27 protein-coding genes are annotated in these 23,474 nt (G+C 43.2%); 25 read left to right on the top strand and 2 right to left on the bottom strand.

All coding sequences use genetic code 11. The features are described 5' to 3' along the window. Window positions 1-12 precede the first annotated feature (12 nt). The 25 genes from DP73_RS05960 to carB all read left to right on the top strand — a co-directional run bounded on the left by DP73_RS05960 (window position 13) and on the right by carB (window position 21,462). Entirely contained in the window at window positions 13-654 is a 642-nt protein-coding gene (locus DP73_RS05960) for an adenylate kinase (protein WP_034598213.1), read from the top strand. A gap of 5 nt (window positions 655-659) precedes the next feature. Next, window positions 660-1,406 (top strand): type I methionyl aminopeptidase, encoded by a 747-nt coding sequence (gene map / locus DP73_RS05955; protein WP_034598211.1) that lies wholly within the window; start codon window positions 660-662, stop codon window positions 1,404-1,406. A gap of 38 nt (window positions 1,407-1,444) precedes the next feature. Then, complete coding sequence (gene infA, locus DP73_RS05950) at window positions 1,445-1,663, top strand: translation initiation factor IF-1 (RefSeq protein ID WP_007778476.1); 219 nt, start codon at window positions 1,445-1,447, stop codon at window positions 1,661-1,663. Window positions 1,664-1,684: 21 nt separating this feature from the next. Next, on the top strand, window positions 1,685-1,798 hold the full coding sequence (gene rpmJ / locus DP73_RS05945; RefSeq protein ID WP_007778480.1) for a 50S ribosomal protein L36: 114 nt from the start codon (window positions 1,685-1,687) through the stop codon (window positions 1,796-1,798). Between the two features lie 92 nt (window positions 1,799-1,890). After that, window positions 1,891-2,262: a 30S ribosomal protein S13 gene (gene rpsM, locus DP73_RS05940; protein WP_034598209.1), complete on the top strand. Its 372-nt coding sequence runs from the start codon at window positions 1,891-1,893 to the stop codon at window positions 2,260-2,262. 18 nt (window positions 2,263-2,280) lie between these two features. Beyond that, a complete protein-coding gene (gene rpsK, locus DP73_RS05935; RefSeq protein WP_007778485.1) occupies window positions 2,281-2,670 on the top strand; it encodes a 30S ribosomal protein S11 in 390 nt (129 codons plus the stop codon). 11 nt (window positions 2,671-2,681) lie between these two features. Continuing rightward, on the top strand, window positions 2,682-3,311 hold the full coding sequence (gene rpsD, locus DP73_RS05930) for a 30S ribosomal protein S4 (RefSeq protein ID WP_034598206.1): 630 nt from the start codon (window positions 2,682-2,684) through the stop codon (window positions 3,309-3,311). A 71-nt stretch (window positions 3,312-3,382) separates the two neighbouring features. After that, window positions 3,383-4,330: a DNA-directed RNA polymerase subunit alpha gene (locus DP73_RS05925; RefSeq protein WP_014901258.1), complete on the top strand. Its 948-nt coding sequence runs from the start codon at window positions 3,383-3,385 to the stop codon at window positions 4,328-4,330. Window positions 4,331-4,356: 26 nt separating this feature from the next. Further along, window positions 4,357-4,695: a 50S ribosomal protein L17 gene (rplQ, locus tag DP73_RS05920; protein ID WP_034598204.1), complete on the top strand. Its 339-nt coding sequence runs from the start codon at window positions 4,357-4,359 to the stop codon at window positions 4,693-4,695. A gap of 170 nt (window positions 4,696-4,865) precedes the next feature. Continuing rightward, window positions 4,866-5,648, top strand: coding sequence for a tRNA pseudouridine(38-40) synthase TruA (truA, locus tag DP73_RS05915; protein WP_205623359.1), 783 nt, complete (start codon window positions 4,866-4,868; stop codon window positions 5,646-5,648). A gap of 167 nt (window positions 5,649-5,815) precedes the next feature. Further along, complete coding sequence (gene rplM, locus DP73_RS05910) at window positions 5,816-6,247, top strand: 50S ribosomal protein L13 (protein WP_014901261.1); 432 nt, start codon at window positions 5,816-5,818, stop codon at window positions 6,245-6,247. 17 nt (window positions 6,248-6,264) lie between these two features. Then, entirely contained in the window at window positions 6,265-6,660 is a 396-nt protein-coding gene (rpsI, locus tag DP73_RS05905; RefSeq protein ID WP_014901262.1) for a 30S ribosomal protein S9, read from the top strand. 210 nt (window positions 6,661-6,870) lie between these two features. Further along, complete coding sequence (locus DP73_RS05900) at window positions 6,871-7,599, top strand: N-acetylmuramoyl-L-alanine amidase (protein WP_052090425.1); 729 nt, start codon at window positions 6,871-6,873, stop codon at window positions 7,597-7,599. A 106-nt stretch (window positions 7,600-7,705) separates the two neighbouring features. Continuing rightward, window positions 7,706-8,224, top strand: coding sequence for a response regulator transcription factor (locus tag DP73_RS05895; protein ID WP_034598200.1), 519 nt, complete (start codon window positions 7,706-7,708; stop codon window positions 8,222-8,224). Then, window positions 8,221-8,715 (top strand): hypothetical protein, encoded by a 495-nt coding sequence (locus DP73_RS05890; RefSeq protein WP_034598199.1) that lies wholly within the window; start codon window positions 8,221-8,223, stop codon window positions 8,713-8,715. Before DP73_RS05895 ends, DP73_RS05890 begins: the two co-directional genes overlap by 4 nt. 176 nt (window positions 8,716-8,891) lie before the next feature. After that, window positions 8,892-9,794 (top strand): arginase, encoded by a 903-nt coding sequence (gene rocF, locus DP73_RS05885; protein WP_034598197.1) that lies wholly within the window; start codon window positions 8,892-8,894, stop codon window positions 9,792-9,794. Window positions 9,795-9,960: 166 nt separating this feature from the next. Next, window positions 9,961-10,524: an RNA polymerase sigma factor gene (locus tag DP73_RS05880; protein ID WP_034598195.1), complete on the top strand. Its 564-nt coding sequence runs from the start codon at window positions 9,961-9,963 to the stop codon at window positions 10,522-10,524. Beyond that, window positions 10,496-10,960, top strand: coding sequence for a hypothetical protein (locus tag DP73_RS05875; RefSeq protein WP_034598193.1), 465 nt, complete (start codon window positions 10,496-10,498; stop codon window positions 10,958-10,960). The genes DP73_RS05880 and DP73_RS05875 overlap by 29 nt, the downstream gene beginning before the upstream one ends. A 131-nt stretch (window positions 10,961-11,091) precedes the next feature. Further along, entirely contained in the window at window positions 11,092-12,264 is a 1,173-nt protein-coding gene (locus tag DP73_RS05870; RefSeq protein ID WP_034598192.1) for a M20 family metallopeptidase, read from the top strand. A 176-nt stretch (window positions 12,265-12,440) separates the two neighbouring features. Then, window positions 12,441-13,466, top strand: coding sequence for an N-acetyl-gamma-glutamyl-phosphate reductase (gene argC, locus DP73_RS05865; protein ID WP_034598189.1), 1,026 nt, complete (start codon window positions 12,441-12,443; stop codon window positions 13,464-13,466). Between the two features lie 45 nt (window positions 13,467-13,511). Continuing rightward, window positions 13,512-14,771 (top strand): bifunctional glutamate N-acetyltransferase/amino-acid acetyltransferase ArgJ, encoded by a 1,260-nt coding sequence (gene argJ / locus DP73_RS05860; protein ID WP_034598187.1) that lies wholly within the window; start codon window positions 13,512-13,514, stop codon window positions 14,769-14,771. Window positions 14,772-14,886: 115 nt separating this feature from the next. Further along, window positions 14,887-15,789 (top strand): acetylglutamate kinase, encoded by a 903-nt coding sequence (gene argB, locus DP73_RS05855; protein ID WP_052090424.1) that lies wholly within the window; start codon window positions 14,887-14,889, stop codon window positions 15,787-15,789. Window positions 15,790-15,892: 103 nt separating this feature from the next. Continuing rightward, complete coding sequence (locus tag DP73_RS05850) at window positions 15,893-17,098, top strand: acetylornithine transaminase (protein ID WP_034598186.1); 1,206 nt, start codon at window positions 15,893-15,895, stop codon at window positions 17,096-17,098. Between the two features lie 79 nt (window positions 17,099-17,177). Next, window positions 17,178-18,278, top strand: a complete 1,101-nt coding sequence (carA, locus tag DP73_RS05845; protein ID WP_034598184.1) for a glutamine-hydrolyzing carbamoyl-phosphate synthase small subunit — start codon at window positions 17,178-17,180, stop codon at window positions 18,276-18,278. Continuing rightward, complete coding sequence (gene carB / locus DP73_RS05840) at window positions 18,268-21,462, top strand: carbamoyl-phosphate synthase large subunit (protein ID WP_034598182.1); 3,195 nt, start codon at window positions 18,268-18,270, stop codon at window positions 21,460-21,462. The genes carA and carB overlap by 11 nt, the downstream gene beginning before the upstream one ends. Window positions 21,463-21,492: 30 nt before the next feature. Here the strand turns inward: carB and DP73_RS05835 are convergent, their stop codons facing one another. After that, window positions 21,493-22,722, bottom strand: a complete 1,230-nt coding sequence (locus DP73_RS05835) for a cation:proton antiporter (RefSeq protein WP_034598181.1) — start codon at window positions 22,720-22,722, stop codon at window positions 21,493-21,495. Then, window positions 22,722-23,222 (bottom strand): cation:proton antiporter regulatory subunit, encoded by a 501-nt coding sequence (locus tag DP73_RS05830; RefSeq protein WP_034598179.1) that lies wholly within the window; start codon window positions 23,220-23,222, stop codon window positions 22,722-22,724. Before DP73_RS05830 ends, DP73_RS05835 begins: the two co-directional genes overlap by 1 nt. Between the last annotated feature and the right edge of the window lie 252 nt (window positions 23,223-23,474).

Here is a 23,474-nt window from a genome sequence, read left to right as displayed (position 1 = left end):
GAGGAAGAAGAAATGAAGATAATATTAATGGGTGGCCCAGGAGCAGGAAAAGGGACTCAGGCAAGTCCACTAGTAGAGCAGTTTCACTTTCCGCATATTTCTACAGGAGATATGTTTAGAGCAGCTATCAAAGATGGAACTGCTTTAGGTCTTAAGGCTAAGTCTTATATGGATGCTGGTGGCTTGGTTCCTGATGAAGTAACGATCGGGATTGTCGAAGAGCGTTTAGCACTGCCAGATTGTGCAGATGGATTTCTTTTAGACGGGTTTCCCCGTACACTTGCTCAAGGCAGTGCTTTAGCCGATATCTTAGACCGTCTGGGCATGAAACTCGATGGTGTTATCAACATTGAAGTAGCTGAAGAGGTGTTAATTCCTAGATTAACTGGACGACGTGTATGCAGGCAGTGTGGAGCTTCCTATCACATGGTCTTCAATCCGCCTAAAGAAGAAGGGGTTTGTGGACAGTGTGGAGGAGAGCTTTATCAGCGTTCTGATGACACTGTTGAAACAGCGAAGAATCGCCTAAATGTCTATAACTCACAAACGGAGCCTTTAATCGCTTTCTATGAGGAAAAAGGTTTAATTAACCGAATTAATGGTGATCAACCAATTGATAAGGTATTTCAGGATATTCTGAAAGCCTTGGCCTAATCAGCATGATTGAGCTGAAGAATGCGAGCCAGCTAGTTCTAATGCGTGATGCAGGACGAATCGTGGCTGAAACTCTCGAGTTAATCCGTGAGCACGCTAAGCCTGGAGTTACGACACTTGAACTTGATCGCATGGCTGAAAAATATATACGTGCTCAGGGGGCAATTCCAGCGTTTAAAGGATACAACGGTTTTCCAGCGACGCTTTGCACTTCAGTAAATGAACAGGTAGTTCATGGAATTCCGGGTTTAAGGACTCTAGAATCTGGAGATATTATCAGTATAGATTGCGGTGCACTTAAAGATGGATTTTTTGGAGATGCTGCTGTGACTCTGCCAATTGGAGAAGTTGGTGCAGACCTCCAAAAACTATTACAAGTCACTGAAGAGTCTTTAATGATGGGTATAGCACAAGTGAAAGTTGGCAATCGCCTTTATGACGTCTCAAATGCGGTTCAAACGCATGTTGAAGCAAATGGGTTTTCGGTAGTGCGCGATTATGTTGGGCACGGGATTGGAAAGGCCATGCATGAGGATCCCCAGATCCCGAATTTTGGCAAACCAGGCCGGGGGCCACGACTCGAGGTTGGTATGGCCTTGGCTATTGAGCCCATGGTAAACATGGGTACGTATGAAGTGCAGACGCTAAAGGATCGCTGGACTGTGGTTACGAAAGATAACCGGCCATCGGCCCATTTCGAGCACACAGTAGCAATTACGGAAAATGGCCTAGAAATTCTAACTCGATGTTAGGTTGGAGGCAGGGAATGCCAGAGGAGGGGTAATTAATTATGTCAAAAGAAGACGTGATTGAAGTTGAAGGCAAAGTCTTGGAGCCGTTGCCAAATGCCATGTTTCAAGTAGAATTGGCTAATGGACACAAGGTGTTGGCACATGTTTCAGGAAAGATTCGGATGAACTTTATTAGAATTCTTCCGGGAGATCGGGTTACAGTGGAGCTTTCCCCCTATGATTTGTCTCGAGGAAGAATCACATACAGGTTTAAGTAATGACCAAAGGGAGGGATTACAATGAAAGTAAAGCCTTCTGTTAAAAAGATCTGTGAAAAATGTAAAATTATTCGTCGCCATGGTAAGGTTATGATTATCTGTGAAAATCCGAAACACAAACAAAGACAAGGTTAATTAGGTTTCGGTTGCGCGGCTGATTGGAGAAAGCTCCAATGCACCGATTTTATATTATTCCAGAACTGAAATAGTGGAGGTGTAAATTTTAGATGGCACGTATCGCTGGAGTTGATTTACCGCGCGAGAAACGCTTAGAGATAGCTCTAACCTATATTTATGGAGTTGGGCTACCTACTTCACATAAGATTCTCGCAAAAACCGGTGTAAGCCCAGATGTCCGAGTTCGCGACTTGTCAGATGACGAGTTAGCCAAACTTCGGGAAGTTATCGATAAAGAGTATAAGATTGAAGGCGACCTGCGTCGCGAAGTTTCCCTCAATATTAAACGTCTTATGGAAATTGGTTCTTATCGTGGCTTGCGCCATCGTCGTGGACTTCCTGTAAGGGGTCAACGCACTAAGACCAATGCCCGCACCCGTAAGGGCCCGGCTAAGACTGTTGGAGCAAAACGTAAAAAGTAATAAGGGGGGATAACCGAGATGGCACGTAAAGTTGTCCGGACAAAGCGCCGGGAACGTAAAAATATTGAAAGTGGAATTGCCCATATTAAATCTACTTTCAACAATACCATGGTGACCATTACGGATACCAGCGGGAACGCACTCTCCTGGTCCAGTGCAGGTTCACTTGGCTTTAAGGGATCTCGTAAGAGTACACCTTTTGCAGCTCAAATGGCTGCAGAAACCTGTGCCAAAGTGGCAATGGAACATGGCTTAAAAGATGTTGAATGCTATGTAAAAGGACCTGGAGCTGGTCGAGAAGCTGCTATTCGCGCTCTGCAAGCTGCAGGATTAGAAGTAAATTTAATCAAAGACGTGACACCGATTCCACACAATGGCTGTCGGCCACCGAAACGTAGAAGGGTATAGGAGGTGTAATCATGGCTAGATATACTGGACCAGTCTGTCGCTTATGTCGGCGCGAAGGAATGAAGTTGTTCCTTAAAGGAGAACGTTGTTATACTGGTAAGTGTGCGATTGATCGTCGTGCTTACGCTCCTGGACAACATGGCCAAGCCCGAGGTAAGAAGCCAACAGATTTTGGTCTTCAGTTGCGAGAAAAGCAAAAAGCACGTCGTATTTATGGCGTTATGGAAAAACAATTCCGTAGCTATTTTGACGAGGCTGCCCGCCGCAAAGGGGTAACTGGTGAAAACTTGCTTAGTCTCTTGTCACGAAGACTAGATAATGTGGTTTTCGAATTGGGATTTGCTTCATCCCGTCCGGAAGCTCGTCAACTTGTTAGCCACGGTCATTTTACCATTAACGGTAAAAAAGTAGATATTCCTTCATATTCAGTACGTGCTGGTGAAGTTATTGCTGTTAAAGAAGGCAGTAAGAGTTCGCCACGTATGAAACAACTCCTCGAAAACCTGGGTTCTCGAACAGTTCCAGGTTGGTTGAGCTTGGATGCCAATGCTGCTTCTGGAACTGTAGTCGCACTACCAACTCGTGAAGATATTCAACTGCCCATCCAAGAACACCTCATCGTGGAGAAATACTCCCGTTAATGTTGACGTTCAACCCAGCTGGGTAGGATGGTCTGTGTATATCAAGTTCTCGAGAAAGAAGGTGCATTCCGATGTTAGAAATCGAGAAGCCCAGAATCGAGTGTATCGAGCGTTCTGAAGATAACTCCTATGCAAAATTCATTGTTGAACCTCTTGAGCGAGGATATGGAATCACCTTAGGTAATTCTTTAAGAAGGATTCTCCTGTCCTCTCTCGAGGGATCAGCGGTAACATCAGTCAAAATCGAAGGAGTACTCCACGAGTTCTCAACGATTCCGGGTGTTTTGGAAGACGTTACAGACATTATTCTCAATTTAAAGTCTCTTGCCCTCAAAGGCTATACTGATGAACCTAGGGTCATTCGTATCGAGGCACAGGGCGAAGGGGTTGTCACTGCTGGGGATATATTAACAGACCCAGATATTGAGATATTAAACAATGACTTGAAGATTGCTACATTAGACAAAGATGGCCGTTTATTTATGGAAATGACGGTAGAGCGTGGCCGTGGCTATGTTTCTGCCGACAAAAATAAGAAGCCGGATCATGTCATTGGAGTTATCCCTATTGACTCCATCTTTGCCCCGATTTACAAGGTCAACTATACGGTAGAGGATACCCGGGTTGGTCAGATTACGGACTATGACAAGCTAACCCTTGAAGCATGGTCCAATGGCAGTATTTCACCAGAAGAAGCTACCAGCTCGGCAGCAAAAATCTTAAGTGATCATCTGCGCCTCTTCATGGGTCTCACTGACAAGCTCAACAGCGTTGAGGTTTTGGTAGAGAAAGAAGAGGAAGCCAAAGATAAAATCCTCGAAATGACGATTGAGGAATTAGATCTGTCTGTTCGTTCTTACAACTGCCTAAAGCGGGCGGGAATTAACTCAGTTGAAGAGTTGACTCAAAAAACGGAAGAAGACATGATTAAAGTACGTAACCTTGGTCGCAAGTCTTTAGAAGAAGTGGAATTCAAACTGAAAGACTTAGGTTTGTCTTTCCGGCCAGCTGAAGACTAATTCGGTGCAAAAGGAGGGGAATGTAATTGGCTTACCGCAAGTTAGGAAAAAATACTGGTCATCGCGGGGCAATGTTGCGTAACATTGTCACTTCCCTGTTAAAACATGGACGTATTGAAACGACTGAAGCACGCGCCAAGGAACTAAATGCGATTGCTGAAAAAATGATTTCACTCGGCAAGCAAGGAGATCTGGCTGCTCGCCGTTCAACGATGGCTTATCTCATGGATGAAGATGTTGTAAAGAATTTGTTTGATACTATCGCGCCGAAATATGCTGACCGTCAAGGCGGCTATACTCGGATCATGAGACTCGGCTTACGTCGGGGAGATGCTGCCACAATGGTAATCATCGAACTCGTATAAAATGCGGTACTTTAAGGCCGGGTTGCTTGCAATGGTTGAGCACTCCCGGCCTTTGAGCTGTTTTTAAGGGTCGACCAACAAATGTAATTCATCACACTTACGAATTTGCTCATTGGGCTTGTTGGTTCTTCCACTAAACACCAAAGTAAATTGCGGAGGCTATGCAGAGTATGCGCAACATTCGGTTAAGATTAGCCTATGACGGGACACACTACCATGGCTTTCAGCGCCAAGCTAAGGCATATGGACCTACAATACAGGGAACTCTAGAGTCTGTATGGGCTAAGCTCGTTGAAGAAGAGGTAACACTTGCTATGGCTGGACGAACAGATGCGGGAGTGCATGCCTCTGGACAAGTCGTTAATTATATGACAAGTGCAAGAATTCCTGAAGAGAAAATTCCTAAGGCATTCAATAGTTTGCTTCCAAGAGACATTCGTATACTTGAGGCAGAATGTGTACCCGATGATTTTAATTCACGCTGGTCTGCCAGATGGAAACGATATGACTACTTAATAGATAATAAGTCAATTCCGGATACGTTCCAGCGACTTTATGCATATCATGTTCCTCAGTCTTTAAATGCAGACCGTATGCAGCAGGCGGCTAACTATTTAGAAGGATGTCATAATTTCAAAACTTTCGCGGCTGCCGGTGGAGATAGCAAAAGATTTGAACGAACAATTTATAGATGCAAAGTAAGTCGTGAGGACAAGGGAATGATTAGAGTAAACTGCATAGGTGATGGATTTTTATACCATATGGTACGTATTATTGTTGGAACACTTGTTGATGTAGGAAGAGGTCGTATTCTTCCAGGAGATATTCCCGACATTATAGCCAGTCAAGAGCGTCGACGTGCTCGCATGGTTGCTCCAGCCCACGGGCTAACCCTTGTACACGTAAATTATACAAATGAAAGCCCAAGTGCTGTTTTTGAAGAGTTATTCTAGAACTTTCAAAAATAACTTGACATTGTGTTGATTTTTAAATAAAATACCAATATGAGTTTTTATGCCTCGGTTGTGAATTGAGCCCCATGCCCCTGGCATACGCAAGCATGATTGAGCCCCATGCCTGTGAGGAAAAACAGAATACTTCTAAATTTGGAGGGAAAGTCATGTCCACGTTTTTTGCGAAAGCACAAGACCAGGAGCGTAAATGGTATGTTATTGACGCTGAGGGAATCCCTTTGGGTCGTATTGCTACCGAAGCAGCACGTATCCTGAGAGGTAAACATAAACCGACATTTACCCCTAATGTTGACACAGGGGATCATGTTATTATTATTAATGCTGCAAAGTTAGTTTTAACTGGAAATAAATTAAACGACAAACTGTATCGCCGCCACTCAGGTTTCCCAGGCGGATTAAAAGAAATACCTTACAAAAAATTAATGCAAATTATGCCTGAACGAGCTATGGAACATGCCGTGAAGGGAATGCTTCCTCATAACAAGTTGGGCGCCCAAATGTACACTAAGTTAAAAGTGTACAAGGGGGATACTCACCCTCACCAAGCTCAACAACCTGAAATTTGGACAATTCAGTAGGAAGGAGGAAGTAAAACATGGCAACTAAATTACAATATGCAGGGACAGGACGACGTAAAAATGCAATTGCGCGTGTTCGTCTTATTCCAGGTGAAGGGAAATTCATCATTAACAAGCGCGAAGTATCTGAGTACTTTGGCAAAAAGACATTGGAAATGATTGTTCAGCAACCATTTAATATTACTGACACACTTGCTAAGTATGATGTTATTGCTCTAGCTCATGGAGGCGGCACTACAGGTCAAGCTGGCGCAATTCGTTTAGGTATTGCTCGTGCTTTGCTGAAGGCTGATGCCAGTCTTCGTCCAAGTCTCAAGAGAGCGGGTTTCCTTACCCGTGACCCACGTATGAAAGAGCGTCGCAAATATGGCTTGAAGAAAGCTCGTAAGGCGCCACAATTCTCGAAACGTTAATCGTCTGAGAAACATAGATCCCTCAACCGAGCATGGTTGGGGGATTTTAGTTTTCTATAGCCCCCTGATGCAGTAATTGACAATGGGGCTATAGAGGAGGATATAATTTATCATTGATAAAAGTTTAGTGAATTTTGTGACAAGCTAGACGAATAATCTCGAGTTCTTCCCCATAAGGTAAACACGGAATAAACTAGGGGGGGAATAGAGATGAAACCGATTTGGGTTGTTAGTATGAAACGACGTAAAATGTTAATTGGCCTGGTGCTAACGTTTTTGGTAGCGGTAACACTAGCAGTTGGATTTCGAGGACAAGACCAAGAGATTTGGAGTTGGACTTTGGGTGATCGTGTTGTGGTGATCGATGCCGGTCACGGAGGAGTTGACCCAGGGGCAGTAGGTATAAGCAAGGTTTTAGAAAAAGATATAACCTTAGGTGTATCAAAACGATTACAGGTTTTAGTTCAGCAAAGTGGTGCTAAGGCTGTTATGGTTCGTGAGGACGACCGAGATTTAGGTACCTCACAAGGACTTTTAAAACGAAAGAGAGAGGATTTAGCCCAACGGATTCAGTTAGCGATGGATACTCAAGCAGAAGTCTATCTGAGCATTCATGCAAACAGCTTTCCTGATCCAAAGCTAGCAGGAGCACAAACTTTTTATCATTCCGATTCTCCGGAAGGGAAGGTTCTGGCACAATTCATTCAGCAAGAACTAAATAGTATGACAAATAGTAAAAGAATTGCTAAAGGGAATCAGGACATATATGTCTTAAAAAAGGCAAAGCAAGCAGCCGTTACTGTTGAACTAGGTTTTCTTTCAAACCTTCAAGAAGAGCAGTTACTAACAAATCCAGAATACCAGCAAAAATTGGCAATTGCTATATTCCAAGGTCTAAGTATCTATTTTAGTAAACAGACAGAGACTAATCAACGATGAATAAGAAATTTTGTTGAATATTGTTAGTTTTTGCAGGGAAACTATTTTCTTTCGCGAATGTCTAATAGAGATATTGAATAGCTATTCTTTGAAAGTAGGGGGATCCGTGGATATTTTGCCTATATTGTTACTATTACTTGGAGTTGGTTTTATTGTTTTAGGTTGGCGTTGGCAAAATCCACCCAACGAAGAAGCAATCACAGCTTTGAAAGGGTTAGCTTATTTGAAGAGAGAAATCATTAGAGTCCAAGATCATGTCTATGATCTCGAAGGGAAGCTTCTAGAGTCAAGAGTAAAACAAACTAAAGATGTTGAACAGATAGAAGCTATGCTTAAGGAAAAGGAAGATGTTTTGGGGGTACCAAGCCAAGAGAAACTTAAAACTCCTTCAAAAGAAATTAGCATCCCCAATGACGTTTATATTAAAGAGAAAGTAAGAAGTGCCGAAGCTGATCCTGTTCCGAGTCCTAATCTTAATCTTAATCTCTCCCCAAAATATCAAGAAGTAATAGAACTTGCAGCTAGTGGGCAAAGGATACCGGATATTGCTTCTCGCTTGTTGTTAAGTCAAGATGCCGTAAAGATGGTTCTGTCAATGCAGCCAAATGGAGGTAGGAATAATTGAAAGTTACACGATCCTTTTGGCTAGGCTTAGGTTCCGGACTTATATTAAGTGCCATAATCGTAATGTTCGTTTCTCCTTACCTTAGACTTAATGAGCCATCAAAGGTGCAAACAGGTATTCAAACGGATACACAATCGGATATCCAATCAGACAATCAATCCGATCAAAACTCAATGGTTTCAAATTCAAATACAGAACAGCCATCGGATATTGATCCTCCACAACCAATTAAAACCTCGGAGTCAACACCAAATGAAAGCTCCACCGAACCTCAAAGTTCTGCCCAAATAGAGCGAGATTTTGTTATCCCAAAGGGAGCAAATGCTGAAAAAATTGCTGAGTTATTATTAGCAGAGGGTTTTATCCTTGATAAAACTGATTTCTTAAAGCAAGCTCGTCTGAGGCGAGTAGAGCGAAAGTTTCAAGCAGGAACATTCAAATTGTCCGTTGGTCTAACTGTAGAAGAAACAATTAATCGATTATTAAAATAGTAGGAGTTTACTCTACTGTCAGAACCTAGCTTTAATAAGTCTAAGCTTGCAAAGTATTTGCAAGCTTTTTTGTTTTTGGGGAACATTAATATATAAGAATGGGATAGTTTGAAATCATTGGTTCAAAGATGCCTCAAATCACGGAATAAATAATTGAAGATAGGAAGTATGAAAGCATGGAAAAAAAGGTCGTTAGAATTATTGGGGTTCCCATTGATTTAGGTGCTGATCGTCGTGGAGTAGATATGGGTCCAAGTGCTATTAGATATGCGGGATTAAACGCCAGATTAAAGCGTTTAGGTTGGATTGTCGAAGACTATGGAAATATCGACGTTCCGGTTCCGGAGACGAGAGAAATAAAGGATAAAAAGCTAAAGTACTTGGAGGAGATTGTACAAATTAATGAGCAACTTCATCTTATTGTCGCTAAAGCAAAAAAGGATGGTGTTATCCCACTGATCCTTGGTGGAGATCATAGTTTAGGTATTGGAACAATAGCAGGGTTGGCTTTAAGCGAACAGTCCTTTGGACTAATCTGGTTTGACACCCATGGAGATTATAATACTCTCGATACAACAGAAAGTGGCAATATTCATGGTATGCCCTTAGCAATATCTAATGGACTCGGGGCTCCCGAATTAACGAGGATTGGTGGGAATAAGAAAAAGTTGAGAGAGGAAAATACCGTCATTATTGGGGCTAGGGAAATGGATCCTCAGGAAAAAGAATTACTTCGCAGATCCAAAATTAAGGTTTTTACAATGAGAGATATAGATCAGATAGGAATGAAGGAAGTTGTATCCCAAGGGATTAGAATTGCTTCCCAAGGAACGGATGGAATACATATAAGCTTCGATTTAGATGTCATTGATCCGGAGGAAGCCCCTGGAGTTGGAACTCCGGTACCAGGGGGCATCACATATCGAGAAGCACATTTAGCCATGGAACTGTTAGCGGACTCGGGGTATATATCAAGTATGGATGTTGTAGAAGTGAATCCAATTTTAGATAATCACAACAAAACCGCTAAATTAGCTGTAGGGCTTATTTGTTCCGCATTTGGAGAGCGAATTTTCTAGACAATTCTTGCCAGTAATCTAGGTCTGGGTTAAAATAAATTTATAATCAATAATCCTTAGCGTCTGAAACTTTTAGGGATTGAAAAACGTATTAGCAGTAAAAGGTTTGGCCGATTAGGAGAGCATCTTAAGGCGTGCCGCGCCCTCTGGATAGGAGCCTGAGAAAATGGAAGATGCCGAAATCATTCGGCAAATACTAGCTGGTCGTCATGAACAATATGCTGTCCTCGTCGAAGGTTATCAGGAACCGTTGATTCATTTCTTGCGCCGGATTCTTGGTTCAGAGGAGGATGTGTTAGACTGTGCTCAAGAGGCATTTTTAGCAGCCTATCGTAATCTTACTCACTACTCTAAAGAATATCCGTTTAGAGCATGGTTATATGCCATTGCGCGGAATAAGGCCCTTGATCTGCATCGAAAAAGGCGTAAAGAGATAATTATAAATATTGACGAGGACATGGTTGATCATCAACCGAGGCCTGAGGATATTTTAGTGGAAAAGGAACAGGCCAGCATATTAGCTAGTGTCTTGCTTGAACTTCCGGAACATTATACTCAGGCGCTTTATTTGCGTTATCATCAGGAACTTTCCTACAAGGAAATAGCTCTTGTGCTAGAGATTCCTGTAAGTCGAGTTAAGACTTATCTACATCGGGGTAAAGACAAGTTGCGGCAGTGCTTAGAAAGGAGGGAAATCCATAGTGGAGAAGGAAAACCTGCAATGGAGTAAAGTATTTACAGACAAACCAATACCCAAAGCAACTTTAGACATTTTTCAGGCTCAGCTTATGGCTCAGATCGCGGCAAATCCTATTGATTTTAGAGGTGAGAGTCAGCTTGCTGCGCGCAGGAAATGTGGGTTAGGTTTAGCTTTTAGCTTAATGATTACGGGAGTGTTATGGACAGTTCTCTGGTTTGGAAGCGAAGTAGTTCTTCAAGGGTTAGTTTTTTTGATCAAAATGTTTGCTGGAATACCTTACGGTTCAGAACTTCAACAATTAGGACTGGGGGTCTTAGAGAACCTAATACTTTTTCAAGACCTAAGAAATATGCTATATCTCCTCTGGGAAGTTGTTTCCTGGCCTTTACTTGGGGTATTGTCTATCATTGCCGTATTTAGAGTTCCAAATAATTTATATAAGAAATCGACCATCAAAGAGGCATAAAGCGAGGAAACATTTGAGTTAGTAGTATGAATTAAAATAAATATTAATATTGAACAAAGCACACTCTTGCTACTCACCTTGGTGATGGATTACCTTACAGATTATGAATTTGGAAGAGAGATGGGTTGCTTATGGATGCAATTAAAGCATTTTTCAGAGATCAGGCCCAGCGTTTAAGCAGAGAAGTATGGGAAGTTGCCCGTCAAATTGGTGAGCGACCTGAGCTTGGTTATAAGGAATACTTTGCATCTGCAAGCTTATGCTCTCTTCTTACCAAACATGGGTTTAAAGTAGATTGTGGAATTGCTGGTATGGAGACTGCTTTCTTGGCAAGATTCAAGGGTAAAGGTTCCGGTCCTACTATTGCTTATCTGGCGGAATATGATGCTTTGCCAGTGATAGGGCATGGTTGTGGACATAATCTGATAGGAGCGGCCAGCGCTGGGGCAGCCATAATTTTAAGCAAGAGTTTAGAATTAGGCGGGGAGATTCTGGTTATTGGTGCTCCTGCTGAAGAGACCAGTGGGGCAAAAGTAACTTTGGTAGAAAAAGGTATATTCGAAAACGTCGATGTTGCCATGATGTTTCATCCAGGCAGTCAGAATGTTCCTGTCATTTCCAGCCTAGCCTTAGATGCCTTAGAGTTCACTTTTCACGGTCGCTCTGCTCATGCGGTTGCAGCATCGAATTTTGGCATTAACGCTTTAGACGCCATGATAAATTTCTTTGTCGGTATCAATGCCCTAAAAAAGCAAGTCCCTCATGATGTGAAAATTAATGGGATTATAACAGAGGGGGGAACTGCCCCTAATATTATTCCGGAACGTGCTGTTTCTCAATTTTATTTACGTGCTCGAAAGCGTAAGGATTTAGATGACTTGCGTGAGAAAGTAATTCGTTGTGCCGAAGGTGCAGCGTCTATGGTATCTGCAAAAATGACTTGGCAAAAATTCGAATTCTCATATGATGAAATGCTGACGAATCTAGCGTTGGCCGAGTGTTTTACGCGTAATCTTGAGGAAATGGGTATTGATAAGATAGCCTCACCTCAGATTGCTATGGGTTCTGTAGATATGGGCAACGTTAGCCGAGTTGTTCCGTCTATACACCCATATTTGACCTTGGGAACAGGTAATGAGATCCCGCATACCCGAGAATTTGCCGATGTGTCACTTTCATCAAATGGTGAAAGTTTAGTCTTGTTAGCTATGCAGGCTCTGGCTTTTACTGGTTGGGACGTTTCAAGCAATAAGAAACTGCTGCAGCAGATTAAACGAGAATTTAGTTCACTGACTCATCGATAAGCATAATCTTGTATTGATAATGGAATTATAATTTCAGCTATTGGGTCATAAGAGAAGGATAGATTGACGTAATTTAAGAAAGGGAACTCCCTTTCTTTTTTTCGATAGTGGTTGAATGTTTATGCAACTAAATGTATAATTATTAAAAAGATGACTATAGAGGGAAGGTTCATACTATGAAAGTCGGTATTCTAGGCGCAACAGGATATGCAGGACAGGAATTGGTACGCTTATTACATCGTCATGAAGAGGTAAAGGAGTTATATCTTGGATCCTCTAGTGTAGCTGGAGAAAACTATGATTCAATATATCCGCATTGGTTAGATCAAAATATTGGAATTTTAGAAGATGAAAATATACCTGACATGGATGTGCTTTTTTGTGCTCTTCCTCATGGATTGACTGCAGAGAGAACCAGCGCCTTCTTAGAGCGTGGAATTAAAGTAATTGATCTAGGTGCTGATTTCAGATTGCAATCAGCGGAGAGTTACGAGGAATGGTATAAAATAAAACATCCTGCTGCTGAGTTGCTCAAAGAGGCAGTCTACGGTTTGCCGGAACTTTATCGTCAAGAGATTAAAGGAAAATCTTTGATTGCTAACCCGGGATGCTACCCGACTGCAACTTTGCTGGCACTTGTTCCCCTACTTCGTAAGCAATTACTTCAAACAGAGTATTTAATTATTGATGCCAAATCGGGTGTATCGGGAGCAGGTCGAGGAATCTCTTTAGGAATGCACTATAGTGAAGTTAATGAAAACTTTAAGGCCTATGGGGTTGCAAGCCACCGCCATACGCCAGAAATAGAACAAGAACTCTCTCGTGCTGTAGGTTCGCCGCTAACAGTCAGCTTTACACCACATTTAGTACCCATGACCCGCGGCATGCTGGTGACCATTTATGCTAAGGTTTCCGAAGGGGTAGCTGAAGAAGAATTGCGAAGTTGCTGGCAAAACCAGTACGAGAAGGAAGAGTTTGTGCATCTTTTGCCGCCAGGAACCTGGCCACAGACGAAGTTTTCTAGCGGGAGCAACCATGCCTTTTTACAGCTGACCTTAGATAGAAGAACAGGAAATGTGGTTATTGTCTCTACCATTGATAATCTGTTAAAGGGTGCAGCAGGTCAGGCTGTACAGAATATGAACCTTATCATGGGTTGGCCAGAGGCACAAGGGCTGAAAGGTACAGCCTTGTGGCCCTAATCGGTTCAAGTTAAGTTAAGAATTTGCTAAAGGAGATGTGGTTAAGTGGATGATACAAAGAAAGCTTGGAAGTTGATTAACGGTGGTATAGCAGCCCCAAAAGGGTTTTATGCAGTCGGTGTTCAAGCTGAAATAAAATATAAAGACAAGTTTGATGTAGCCCTTATTTTTTCCGATGTGCAAGCTCAGGCAGCGGGAGTATATACCCGTAATATTGTTAAAGCCCATCCCCTTTATTTAACCCAGCGTCATCTGAAAAATGGATTAGCTCGAGCTATTGTTGTCAATAGCGGAAATGCCAATGCCTGTGTTGGAGAATTTGGTGACCAAACTGCCCAGGCAATGGCTGAAGTAGCAGGGACTTTTTTAGCAATACCAACCGAGGATGTGCTTGTTGCTTCAACAGGCGTAATTGGGGTTAAGATGCCGATTGATCGAGTCTTGAATGGTATAAGGGTGGCTAGTTCTTTGTTGCTCAATCATGTTGTCAAGGGAATCCGTGGGCAGAAAGAGGAAGCAGATCAAGCAGCACACGAAGCCGCGCTTGCCATTATGACAACGGATACCATGGTAAAGGAATATGCCTACGAACTTCCTTGTTCTCAAGGCGGAGTCATTCGCTTGGGCGCAATTGCCAAAGGATCAGGAATGATCCATCCTAACATGGGGACAATGTTAGGTTTCATAACAACCGATGCCTTCCTTCCTGCGGAGGAATTGCAACAGATTTTGCGGGAAGCGGTTGATGAAAGCTTCAATATGGTGACTGTTGATGGAGATACAAGCACAAATGATATGGTTCTTCTAATGGCTAACGGAGCTTCAGGGATCACTCTGAAGGGGGCAGACAGAGCCAATTTTGTGCAAATGGTAAAGGCAATGTGCATTGAGATGGCTAAAGATATAGCACGAGACGGAGAAGGGGCCAGCAAGTTAATGGCAGTATCAGTTTCGGAAGCTAAAACGAAAGAGGATGCGCGAAAAATTGCTCGGAGTATTTGTGGCTCTAGTTTAGTTAAGGCAGCGCTTTTTGGAGAAGATGCGAACTGGGGTCGAATCTTGACAGCTGCCGGATATTCGGGAGCAGAATTTGATCCCAATAAGGTTGATGTCTATTTAGGAGATCTTATGGTTGCTCAAGGTGGAAAAGGAATTGACTTTTCTGAAGATAAGGCTAAAACAATTTTAGAATTAAAAGAGGTTAATATAAGTTTGAATCTTCACGACGGGAAAGAAAAGGCGACAGCATGGGGCTGCGATCTTACTCACGAGTACGTGACTATAAATGGGAGTTATAGAACTTAATTCAGAGATACTGAGAGAATGCTAATGAAAATTTAAAACTGACCTTGCGGAGATAAGAATTATCACTAGAAAAAATAAGTTAAAAAGTCATGATTCGAAATTGGAGGTGGAAGAAATGACCCCGATGGAACAAGGATTAGGAAAAGCCCGTGTTTTAGTAGAAGCCCTTCCCTACATCCAGAAGTTTGCGGGAAAGACCGTGGTGATTAAGTATGGGGGCCATGCTATGGTTGATCCTGTTTTGAAAGAGTCGGTAATGTTAGATATTCTTCTTTTACATTCTGTTGGAATTCGCCCGGTTCTTGTACATGGTGGAGGGCCGGAGATAAATTCTATGTTGAAAAAGGTCGGAATTGAAAGCCAATTTGTCCAAGGATTAAGAGTAACAGATGCGCAGACTATGGAGATTGCCCAAATGGTCTTGCTCGGCAAACTAAATACTGAGATGGTTTCTCTTCTCAATCGTTTTGGAGGGAAGAGTGTGGGGTTGTCCGGGAAGGATGCCAATCTGCTTATGGCTGTAAAGAAACCGATGCAGATGCCTAACAGTTCAGGAAAAATGGAAGATATTGATTTAGGACTTGTAGGCCAAATTCAAAGTGTTACTCCGGATATTTTAAATACTTTGCTGGGTCAGGGTTACATTCCAGTCATCTCTCCGGTAGCCAGTGGGGAAGCAGGGGAAACCTTCAATGTTAATGCTGATACTGCTGCGGGGAAAATTGCTGAAGCCCTTAAAGCGGATAAACTGCTGCTCTTAACGGATGTGCGTGGAATCCTAAGAGAGGTTTCTAATACAGATTCTCTAATTTCGACGATTTCCAGGGGGGAAGTAGAGACTCTGAAAGCTCAAGGGATTCTGAGCGGGGGAATGTTACCTAAGGTTGAATGTGCAATCTCGGCCTTAGACGGCGGGGTTGGCAGTGTACATATCCTGGATGGGCGGCTAAGTCACGCAATTTTACTGGAATTGTTTACAGACGGTGGAATTGGCACGATGTTCAAAGGTGATGCTTAAGAGACTGAGGCTGGCCCATACCCTTGCGTGGAGATTTTGGGTCTTTAGATTTTCGGGATGAATTTTTTAATGATAGGAATTTGGAGAATGGGGGGTACTGGATATGTTAGAGGGTATTACAACTGAAGCGATTGTAGAGCGAGGAAAAAATGTCGTAATGAATACCTATGGCCGCTTGCCGATGACAATGGTCAAAGGGGAAGGGGCCTGGGTTTGGGATTCGGATGGCAAGCAATATTTAGACTTTGTGACGGGTTTGGCCGTTAATTCCCTGGGGCATAGCCACCCTGCGATAGTCCGCGCTATTCAAGATCAGGCTAAAGAAATATTGCACACTTCAAATATTTACTGGATTCCAAATCAAGTTGCGTTGGCAGAACGCTTGGTGAAGCATTCCTTTGCCGATAAAGTATTCTTCTGCAATAGCGGTGCTGAGGCTAATGAAGCGGCCTTTAAACTTGCACGCAAATATGCTAAGAAGAATTTTGGGGAGCACAAATATGAGGTAGTTTCACTGGAAAACTCCTTTCACGGGCGAACATTAGCTACCCTTACCCTTACTGGTCAAACAAAATACCAGCAAGGATTTAATCCCCTCCCTAATGGGGTCAGCTATGCAGCCTTAAACGATATTGAAGATTTACGGTCAAAGATTAATAATAATACCGCAGCGGTTTTTATTGAGCCTATTCAAGGCGAAGGAGGAGTGATCCCCGCTTCGGCAGAGTTCCTTCAAGAGGCACGGACTTTATGTGATCAGTTTGGAGCGTTGCTGATATTTGATGAGGTTCAGTGTGGTGTTGGACGAACCGGAAAGCTCTTTGCCTATGAGTGGAGCGGAGTGGTTCCGGATATTATGACTTTAGCTAAAGCTTTAGGGGGCGGAGTGCCGATAGGAGCAATGTTAGCCTCAGATAAAGTAGCGCAGGCTTTTCAGCCCGGAGACCATGCTTCAACCTTCGGAGGAAATCCGCTAGCCACGGCAGTGGGTTGTGCTGTCTTAGATATAATGCTCGAAGAGGGTTTCTTTGAAGGAGTTAAAGAACGTTCTGAGTATTTTCGTCAGGGACTAGAGGACTTAGCCCAAAAATATCAAACAGGTGGAACGGTTCGAGGCCAGGGATTCATCTTAGGATGGCCAGTTTCTAAGCTGGGCCCCGAAATTGTGGAGACTTGTTTGCAGAACGGACTGCTAATCAATTGTGTTGGAGGCAAGATCTTACGTTTCCTGCCCCCTCTTACTGTGGAAAAACCAGTCATTGATAAAGCCTTAAGAATTTTAGATGATGTCCTGGCTAAAATCTGGTAGAAATGTCGGATATCAGAGATCTGAGCAAGAGCTCAAGGGTTAAGAATCTTTCAGATAGAGGGTCGGAGGAGGGATGGGAATGAAAGCTGCACTCGTACTTGAGACCGGGAAAATTTTATTGGGAGAGTCTTTTGGAGCAACAGGAGAGACTTTTGGAGAAGTTGTCTTTAACACGGGAATGACTGGTTATCAAGAAGTGTTAACCGATCCGTCATATGCGGGGCAAATAGTGTGTATGACCTATCCACTGATTGGCAACTATGGCATCAACAGGGTTGATGATCAATCAGAAAAACCCCAGGTGCAAGGCTTTATAGTAAAAGAAGCTGCTCGTAATCCAAGTCATTGGCAAATGGAGAAAAACCTTTCCAGGACATTGGCACAGTCTGGAGTTGTGGGGATTAAGGGAATTGATACTCGTGCGTTAACTCGCATTATACGAGAACACGGAGTATTACGCGGGATAATTACTACGGAATTAGAAGGTTTGCAGGAAATTGTCTCGCGCTTAAACAATTTGTCTGTTCCGACGGATGTTGTAGCGAGAGTCAGTACCTCAAAGACCTATACACTCCCACCTATGGCAATGGAGAAAGAGATATTGCATGTCGTGGTTATGGATTTTGGAATTAAGAGAAACATTCTGCAGGCAATGCAAGAAAGTGGCTTTCGTCTGACAGTTGTTCCCCATAATACCCCCACCGAGAAAATCCTAAATCTGCAACCAGATGGTGTCTTTCTCTCCAATGGGCCAGGAGATCCTAAGGAGGTTACAACAGGGATAAAAACAATTCAAGGATTAGTGGGCGAACGTCCTATCTTCGGCATTTGTTTAGGGCATCAGCTCTTATCCCTGGCATTAGGGGGAGATACATATAAGATGAAGTTTGGACATCGGGGCGGTAATCAACCGGTACAAGACTTAACGACTAAGCGAGTGACTATTACTTCGCAGAATCATGGTTATGCTATTTCAGAAAAAAGTTTGGAGCAAACTCCACTCTATGTGACCCATCGCAACCTTAATGATCAAAGTATTGAAGGGGTAAAACACCGTGATTTACCTGTCTTTTCAGTTCAATACCATCCGGAAGCAGGGCCCGGACCCAGTGAATCCCTCTATCTTTTTGATGAATTTGCACAATTGATGCAGGAATGGAGGGCTGGATATGCCTCTTAATCCGGCGTGGAAGAAGGTTCTTGTCATTGGATCCGGTCCAATAGTTATTGGGCAAGCAGCAGAATTTGATTATGCCGGGACTCAAGCCTGCAGAGCCCTGCGTGAAGTAGGTCTAGAGGTGGTGCTGGTTAATAGTAATCCCGCAACCATCATGACGGATGTTCAAACTGCTGATATTACCTATATTGAACCTTTACTGCCTGAAGTATTGGAAAGGATCATCAGCAAAGAGCATCCGGATGCTTTGTTGCCGACCCTGGGAGGGCAAACTGGTCTAAACCTGGCGATGGAACTGGAACGTGAGGGGATATTAGAACGTTACGGAGTAGATCTTATTGGTTGTAACTCTGAGACGATTTACAAAGCAGAAGACCGTGATGCCTTTAAGGAAACCATGGTTTCACTTAAGGAGCCCGTAGCCGAAAGTGTGATCGTAAATAGTTTAGAAGAAGGGGAGGCCTTTGCTAGTAAGCAAGGTTTTCCGCTGATTGTTAGACCGGCTTATACTCTGGGTGGGACAGGCGGCGGGATTGTAAAAAACTCCAAACAATTAGAGGAGATTTTGCAAAAAGGACTGCAGGCCAGCCCCATCGGCCAGTGCCTCTTAGAGAGAAGTGTTGCCGGTTGGAAGGAAATTGAATATGAAGTCATGCGAGATGCAGCTGATAATTGCATTACAATCTGCAACATGGAGAATATCGATCCTGTAGGAATACATACTGGAGACAGTATCGTAGTTGCTCCATCACAGACATTGACAGATGTTGAGTACCAGATGCTGCGGGCTTCATCCTTAAAGATTATTCGAGCCTTGGGAGTGAACGGTGGATGTAACGTTCAATTTGCCTTAAATCCGGTTAGTCGAGAATACGTAGTCATTGAAGTTAACCCTAGGGTTAGTCGCTCAAGTGCCCTTGCTTCTAAAGCCACTGGCTATCCTATTGCCAAAATGGCAGCTCTTTTGTCTGTAGGCTATACCCTTCCCGAATTGACGAATCCGGTGACCGGGCATACGAGTGCCTGCTTTGAACCTGCCCTTGATTATGTCGTGGTTAAGTTTCCGCGGTGGCCTTTTGATAAATTCCCGGCGGCAGATCATCGTCTGGGGACACAAATGAAAGCCACCGGAGAAGTTATGGCTATGGAAAGAACCTTGGAAGCGGCTCTCCTAAAGGCTACCCGCTCTTTGGAAGTTGGCACTGTTGGTCTGCGGATTAAGGCTTCCGGGGGCTGGACAGAAATGGAGATTGAAGACAAGCTGACTTCGGCTGACCATGAGCGGTTTTTTGCAATTCCTGAAGCCTTTCGCAGAGATTGGACCATATTAGAAGTTCAAATGCTTACGCAGATTGATCCTTTCTACTTGTCTAAAATCAAAGAGCTGGTCTTACTTGAACAGCGACTGCAAAATGAACCTTTGACCACCGAACTGCTGAGCTTAGCAAAAGTCCTAGGATTTTCCGATTTAGCAATTGCTAAGCTTACTGGGCGTTCAGAGGAAACGGTACGAGCTATGCGTATGGATTCAGGGATTATTCCTGTCTACAAGACTGTTGATACCTGTGCAGCAGAATTTGCCTCTTCAACCCCTTATTACTATTCAAGCTATGAGGAAGAAGATGAGGGCAAGATAAGTAATGGTCCTAAAGTAGTCGTCTTAGGTTCAGGACCGATCCGAATTGGGCAAGGGATTGAGTTTGACTATTGCTCTGTTCATGCGCTGTCTGCTTTGCAAGAAGCGGGTGTAGAAGCTATTATGATCAATAATAATCCGGAAACAGTGTCTACTGATTTTGACATTGCCGATAAGCTTTACTTTGAGCCGTTGACCATGGAGGATGTACTGCATGTCCTGAATAAAGAAAAAGCTGATGGAGTTTTAGTTCAATTTGGTGGACAGACAGCCATCAATTTAGCAGGACGCTTAAAGCTTGCCGGAGTTCAAGTGCTGGGAACCCCTGTCGATGCCATTGATATGGCCGAGGATCGAGAACGTTTTGCCGAGCTTTTGTGTCGTTTAGGTATTCCACAATCTGAAGGACGAAGTGTTACTTCGGTTAGTCAGGCCCAAAAAGTTGCTGAGGAACTGGAATTTCCGATGATCGTCAGGCCGTCCTATGTTATCGGAGGCCGGGCCATGCAAGTCGTTGAAAATCTGGATCAATTAGAAGATTACTTAAGACGAGCAATTCACCTCTCTCCGGAACATCCAATCCTCGTGGATCGGTATTTAGACGGCAAAGAAGTAGAAGTCGATGCAGTGTCAGACGGTGAGACGACTGTGATAGCCGGCATTATGGAGCATATCGAACGGGCGGGTGTCCATTCAGGGGATAGCTTAGCTGTTTATCCCCCCCAGAGCTTGACGCCTTCTGAAATAGATCAAATTCAGGATTTCACCTGTCGTTTGGCAGAGGGAGTCGGGATCAAAGGACTAATTAATATTCAATTTGTTGTTGTGCGCGGTAAAGTATATGTCTTAGAAGTAAACCCTAGAGCAAGCCGGACAGTACCGATTCTTTCTAAAGTAACCGGAATTCCTTTAGTCAATTTAGCGGTTCAAGTTTCTCTCGGCAAGACCTTAAAGGAAATGGGTTATACCCATGGTCTTGCTCCAGAAGTGCCCTTTGTAGTCGTTAAAGCCCCAGTCTTTTCTTTTGAAAAGTTGACGAAAGTCGAAACTTCGCTGGGCCCGGAAATGAAATCCACCGGAGAGGTTATGGGAATGGATACACAATTTGGTCATGCCCTGGCGAAGGCTTTTGCTGCCTCACGGATTCCTCTGCCCGGGGACGGAAATATTTTAGTCTCCGTAGCAGAAAAAGACCGCCCCGAAGCGATTACTCTCGCTCGCCAATTAGCTCAGCTAGGGTTTGGAGTTAAAGGGACTGGAGATACTGCTAAAGCTTTAGCCCTGTGTGGAGTAGAAGTGGAAGTGGTGAATGAATCGAGTGAGGCTCTTCAAGAAGCAGTCCGCCAGAGAGAATTCTCCTTCATCTTAAGCACCTCCACCCAAGGAACACCGGAAAGAACCGGTTATCTCTTAAGGAGATTAGCGGCTGAACACGGAGTGCCCTGTTTCTCATCAATGGACACAGCCAAAGCAGTGGTTCGTGCGCTCCAAGAAATTCGCAGTAATACAGTGCCCCAAGTACTTTCGTTACAGGAGTATTTGGAGATTTAAAAGAAAAAGTACAGGTCAATGAGCGTTAGCTCATTGACCTGTACTTTTTCTTGATTTTCTTCTTTCTGGAATTTGGGGCCATTTCAGTAATGGCCTTAACCTGTTATAGACCCAACGGGATTCCTTCGTTAACAGAGGTCCCAGAATGGCGAGGATGAGAACATACAAGGCAGCGAATGGTTGCAAGGCAGCTAATAATCCGCCAGATTTCGCAAGGGTAGCTAAAATGATAGAGAATTCACCCCTCGAAATAATTGATAGACCAATGTTCAGTGACGCTCTGTGTGAAAGACGAGCTTTTCTTCCTGCCCAAACACCAGAGACAATATTTCCTAAGAGGGTTAAAATAACAGCAATGACTGCCGGCCAAACGGCCCCGCCCAAAGCAAAGGGGTCGATGCTTAGACCAAAACTAAAGAAGAAAAGGGCCCCAAAGAAATCTCTGAATGAAACAATTAAATGTTCTATGCGTTCGGAGTGCTCCGTTTCTGCCAGCACAAGACCAATGAGCAAAGCTCCTATGGCCTCAGCAATGTGCAAAGTTTCAGAAAAACCAGCTACTAAAACTAAGATAGCAAAAACTACAAGCATAAAGGTTTCATCTGAAGGAATGTCCAACCACCGGTCTAGCTTGGGAACTAACTTGTGCCCCAAAAATAAAAAACCACCTATAAATAAAAGAGCCATCAAGGCACTAAGTATTATATCCGAAATGGAAGTGGAACCAGCAAGAACCAGTCCGGAAACAACCGAGAAATAAATAGCCACAAAGACATCTTGAAACATCATCAACCCTAAAATTATCTCAGTTTCATCATTCGCTGCTCTCTTTAAATCAACAATGACTTTTGCCACGATTGCGCTGGAGGAAATAGTCATAATACCTGCTACAACAAGTATTTCCTTAAGTGGCCAACCCAGAAGTAAAGGAAATATTATAGCTATGGACAAATTTATAACCATATAAATTGTTCCGCTTCTAATGATAGAAGGTCCAGCTGTTAAAAGACGTTTTATGGAAAACTCCAACCCCAGGGAAAACAGAAGGAACAGAACCCCTAAACGTCCCATGAACTCAATTAATGAAGCACTCTGGATAAATCTAAAGTCTAAAGGGCCGATGTGAGGCGCCTGTGGGCCAACGATCATGCCTGTCAGAATTAGAATTGGTACGATAGAAATCCGGAGTTTACCGGCTAGAAGTCCTGCGCCTGCAACTAAAGCAAGTGCTAGGCCAATCTCCAGTATTAAATGCTCCATTATTTTATACTCCCGTGTAACAATAGATGTTTACAGGCTTTAACTTGGTTTTTATCACCAATAATCACTACAGTAGAGCCATCTCGGAATGAGGCCTCGGGACCAGGATTGACGGTTTTATTCTGATCAAGGTCAACTATCGCAATAATCGTTCCTCCCGTAACTTGCCGAACACACAAATCTTTAATGGTCTTGCCAATTGCATAGGCATCCGGTTCGATTTTGTGCCACTCTATAACCATATCCCCTAAGGCAATATCCACAGTCTCTAACGCTTTGGGGCGATATGTCATCCCCCCGAGTATAGCCGCTATGCATCGTGATTCTTCGTCATCAAGTGTGACCATGGAGATAGAATCATCAGGATCTTCGCGGTAAAAGTGATAAATCTCTCTTCGTCCGTCATCATGTACAACTATGACTATTTTCTCTCCGCTGCGTGCCATAAGTTGAAATTTCTTACCAATACCGGGCAAATCGGTTTCTTTAATTTGTTTCATCATTATACCTCCATTTGGTTACTTAAAAATGGGGAAAGCAGTAATTTATAAATGTAGTAGTTTCAAAATCTGTGTTGTATATTGATTATGATCACCATTCATTTCTGCTATCATTAGCCTATACAAATCTGGTTTACATGTCAACTTTCAAATCGGAGAATCAGCAAGTATCAGGAGTAAACTTTAAAAGTGATTTATAAAAAGTCTATCCATTAATTTTAAGAAGGGTATTAATAAGAGTTCAAAATCTAG

Origin of the sequence: Desulfosporosinus sp. HMP52 (genome assembly GCF_000765145.1) — a bacterium.
Classification (GTDB): domain Bacteria; phylum Bacillota; class Desulfitobacteriia; order Desulfitobacteriales; family Desulfitobacteriaceae; genus Desulfosporosinus.
The sequence above is the reverse complement of the archived record's forward strand: the minus strand, read 5'-3'. Positions and strand labels throughout refer to the sequence as shown.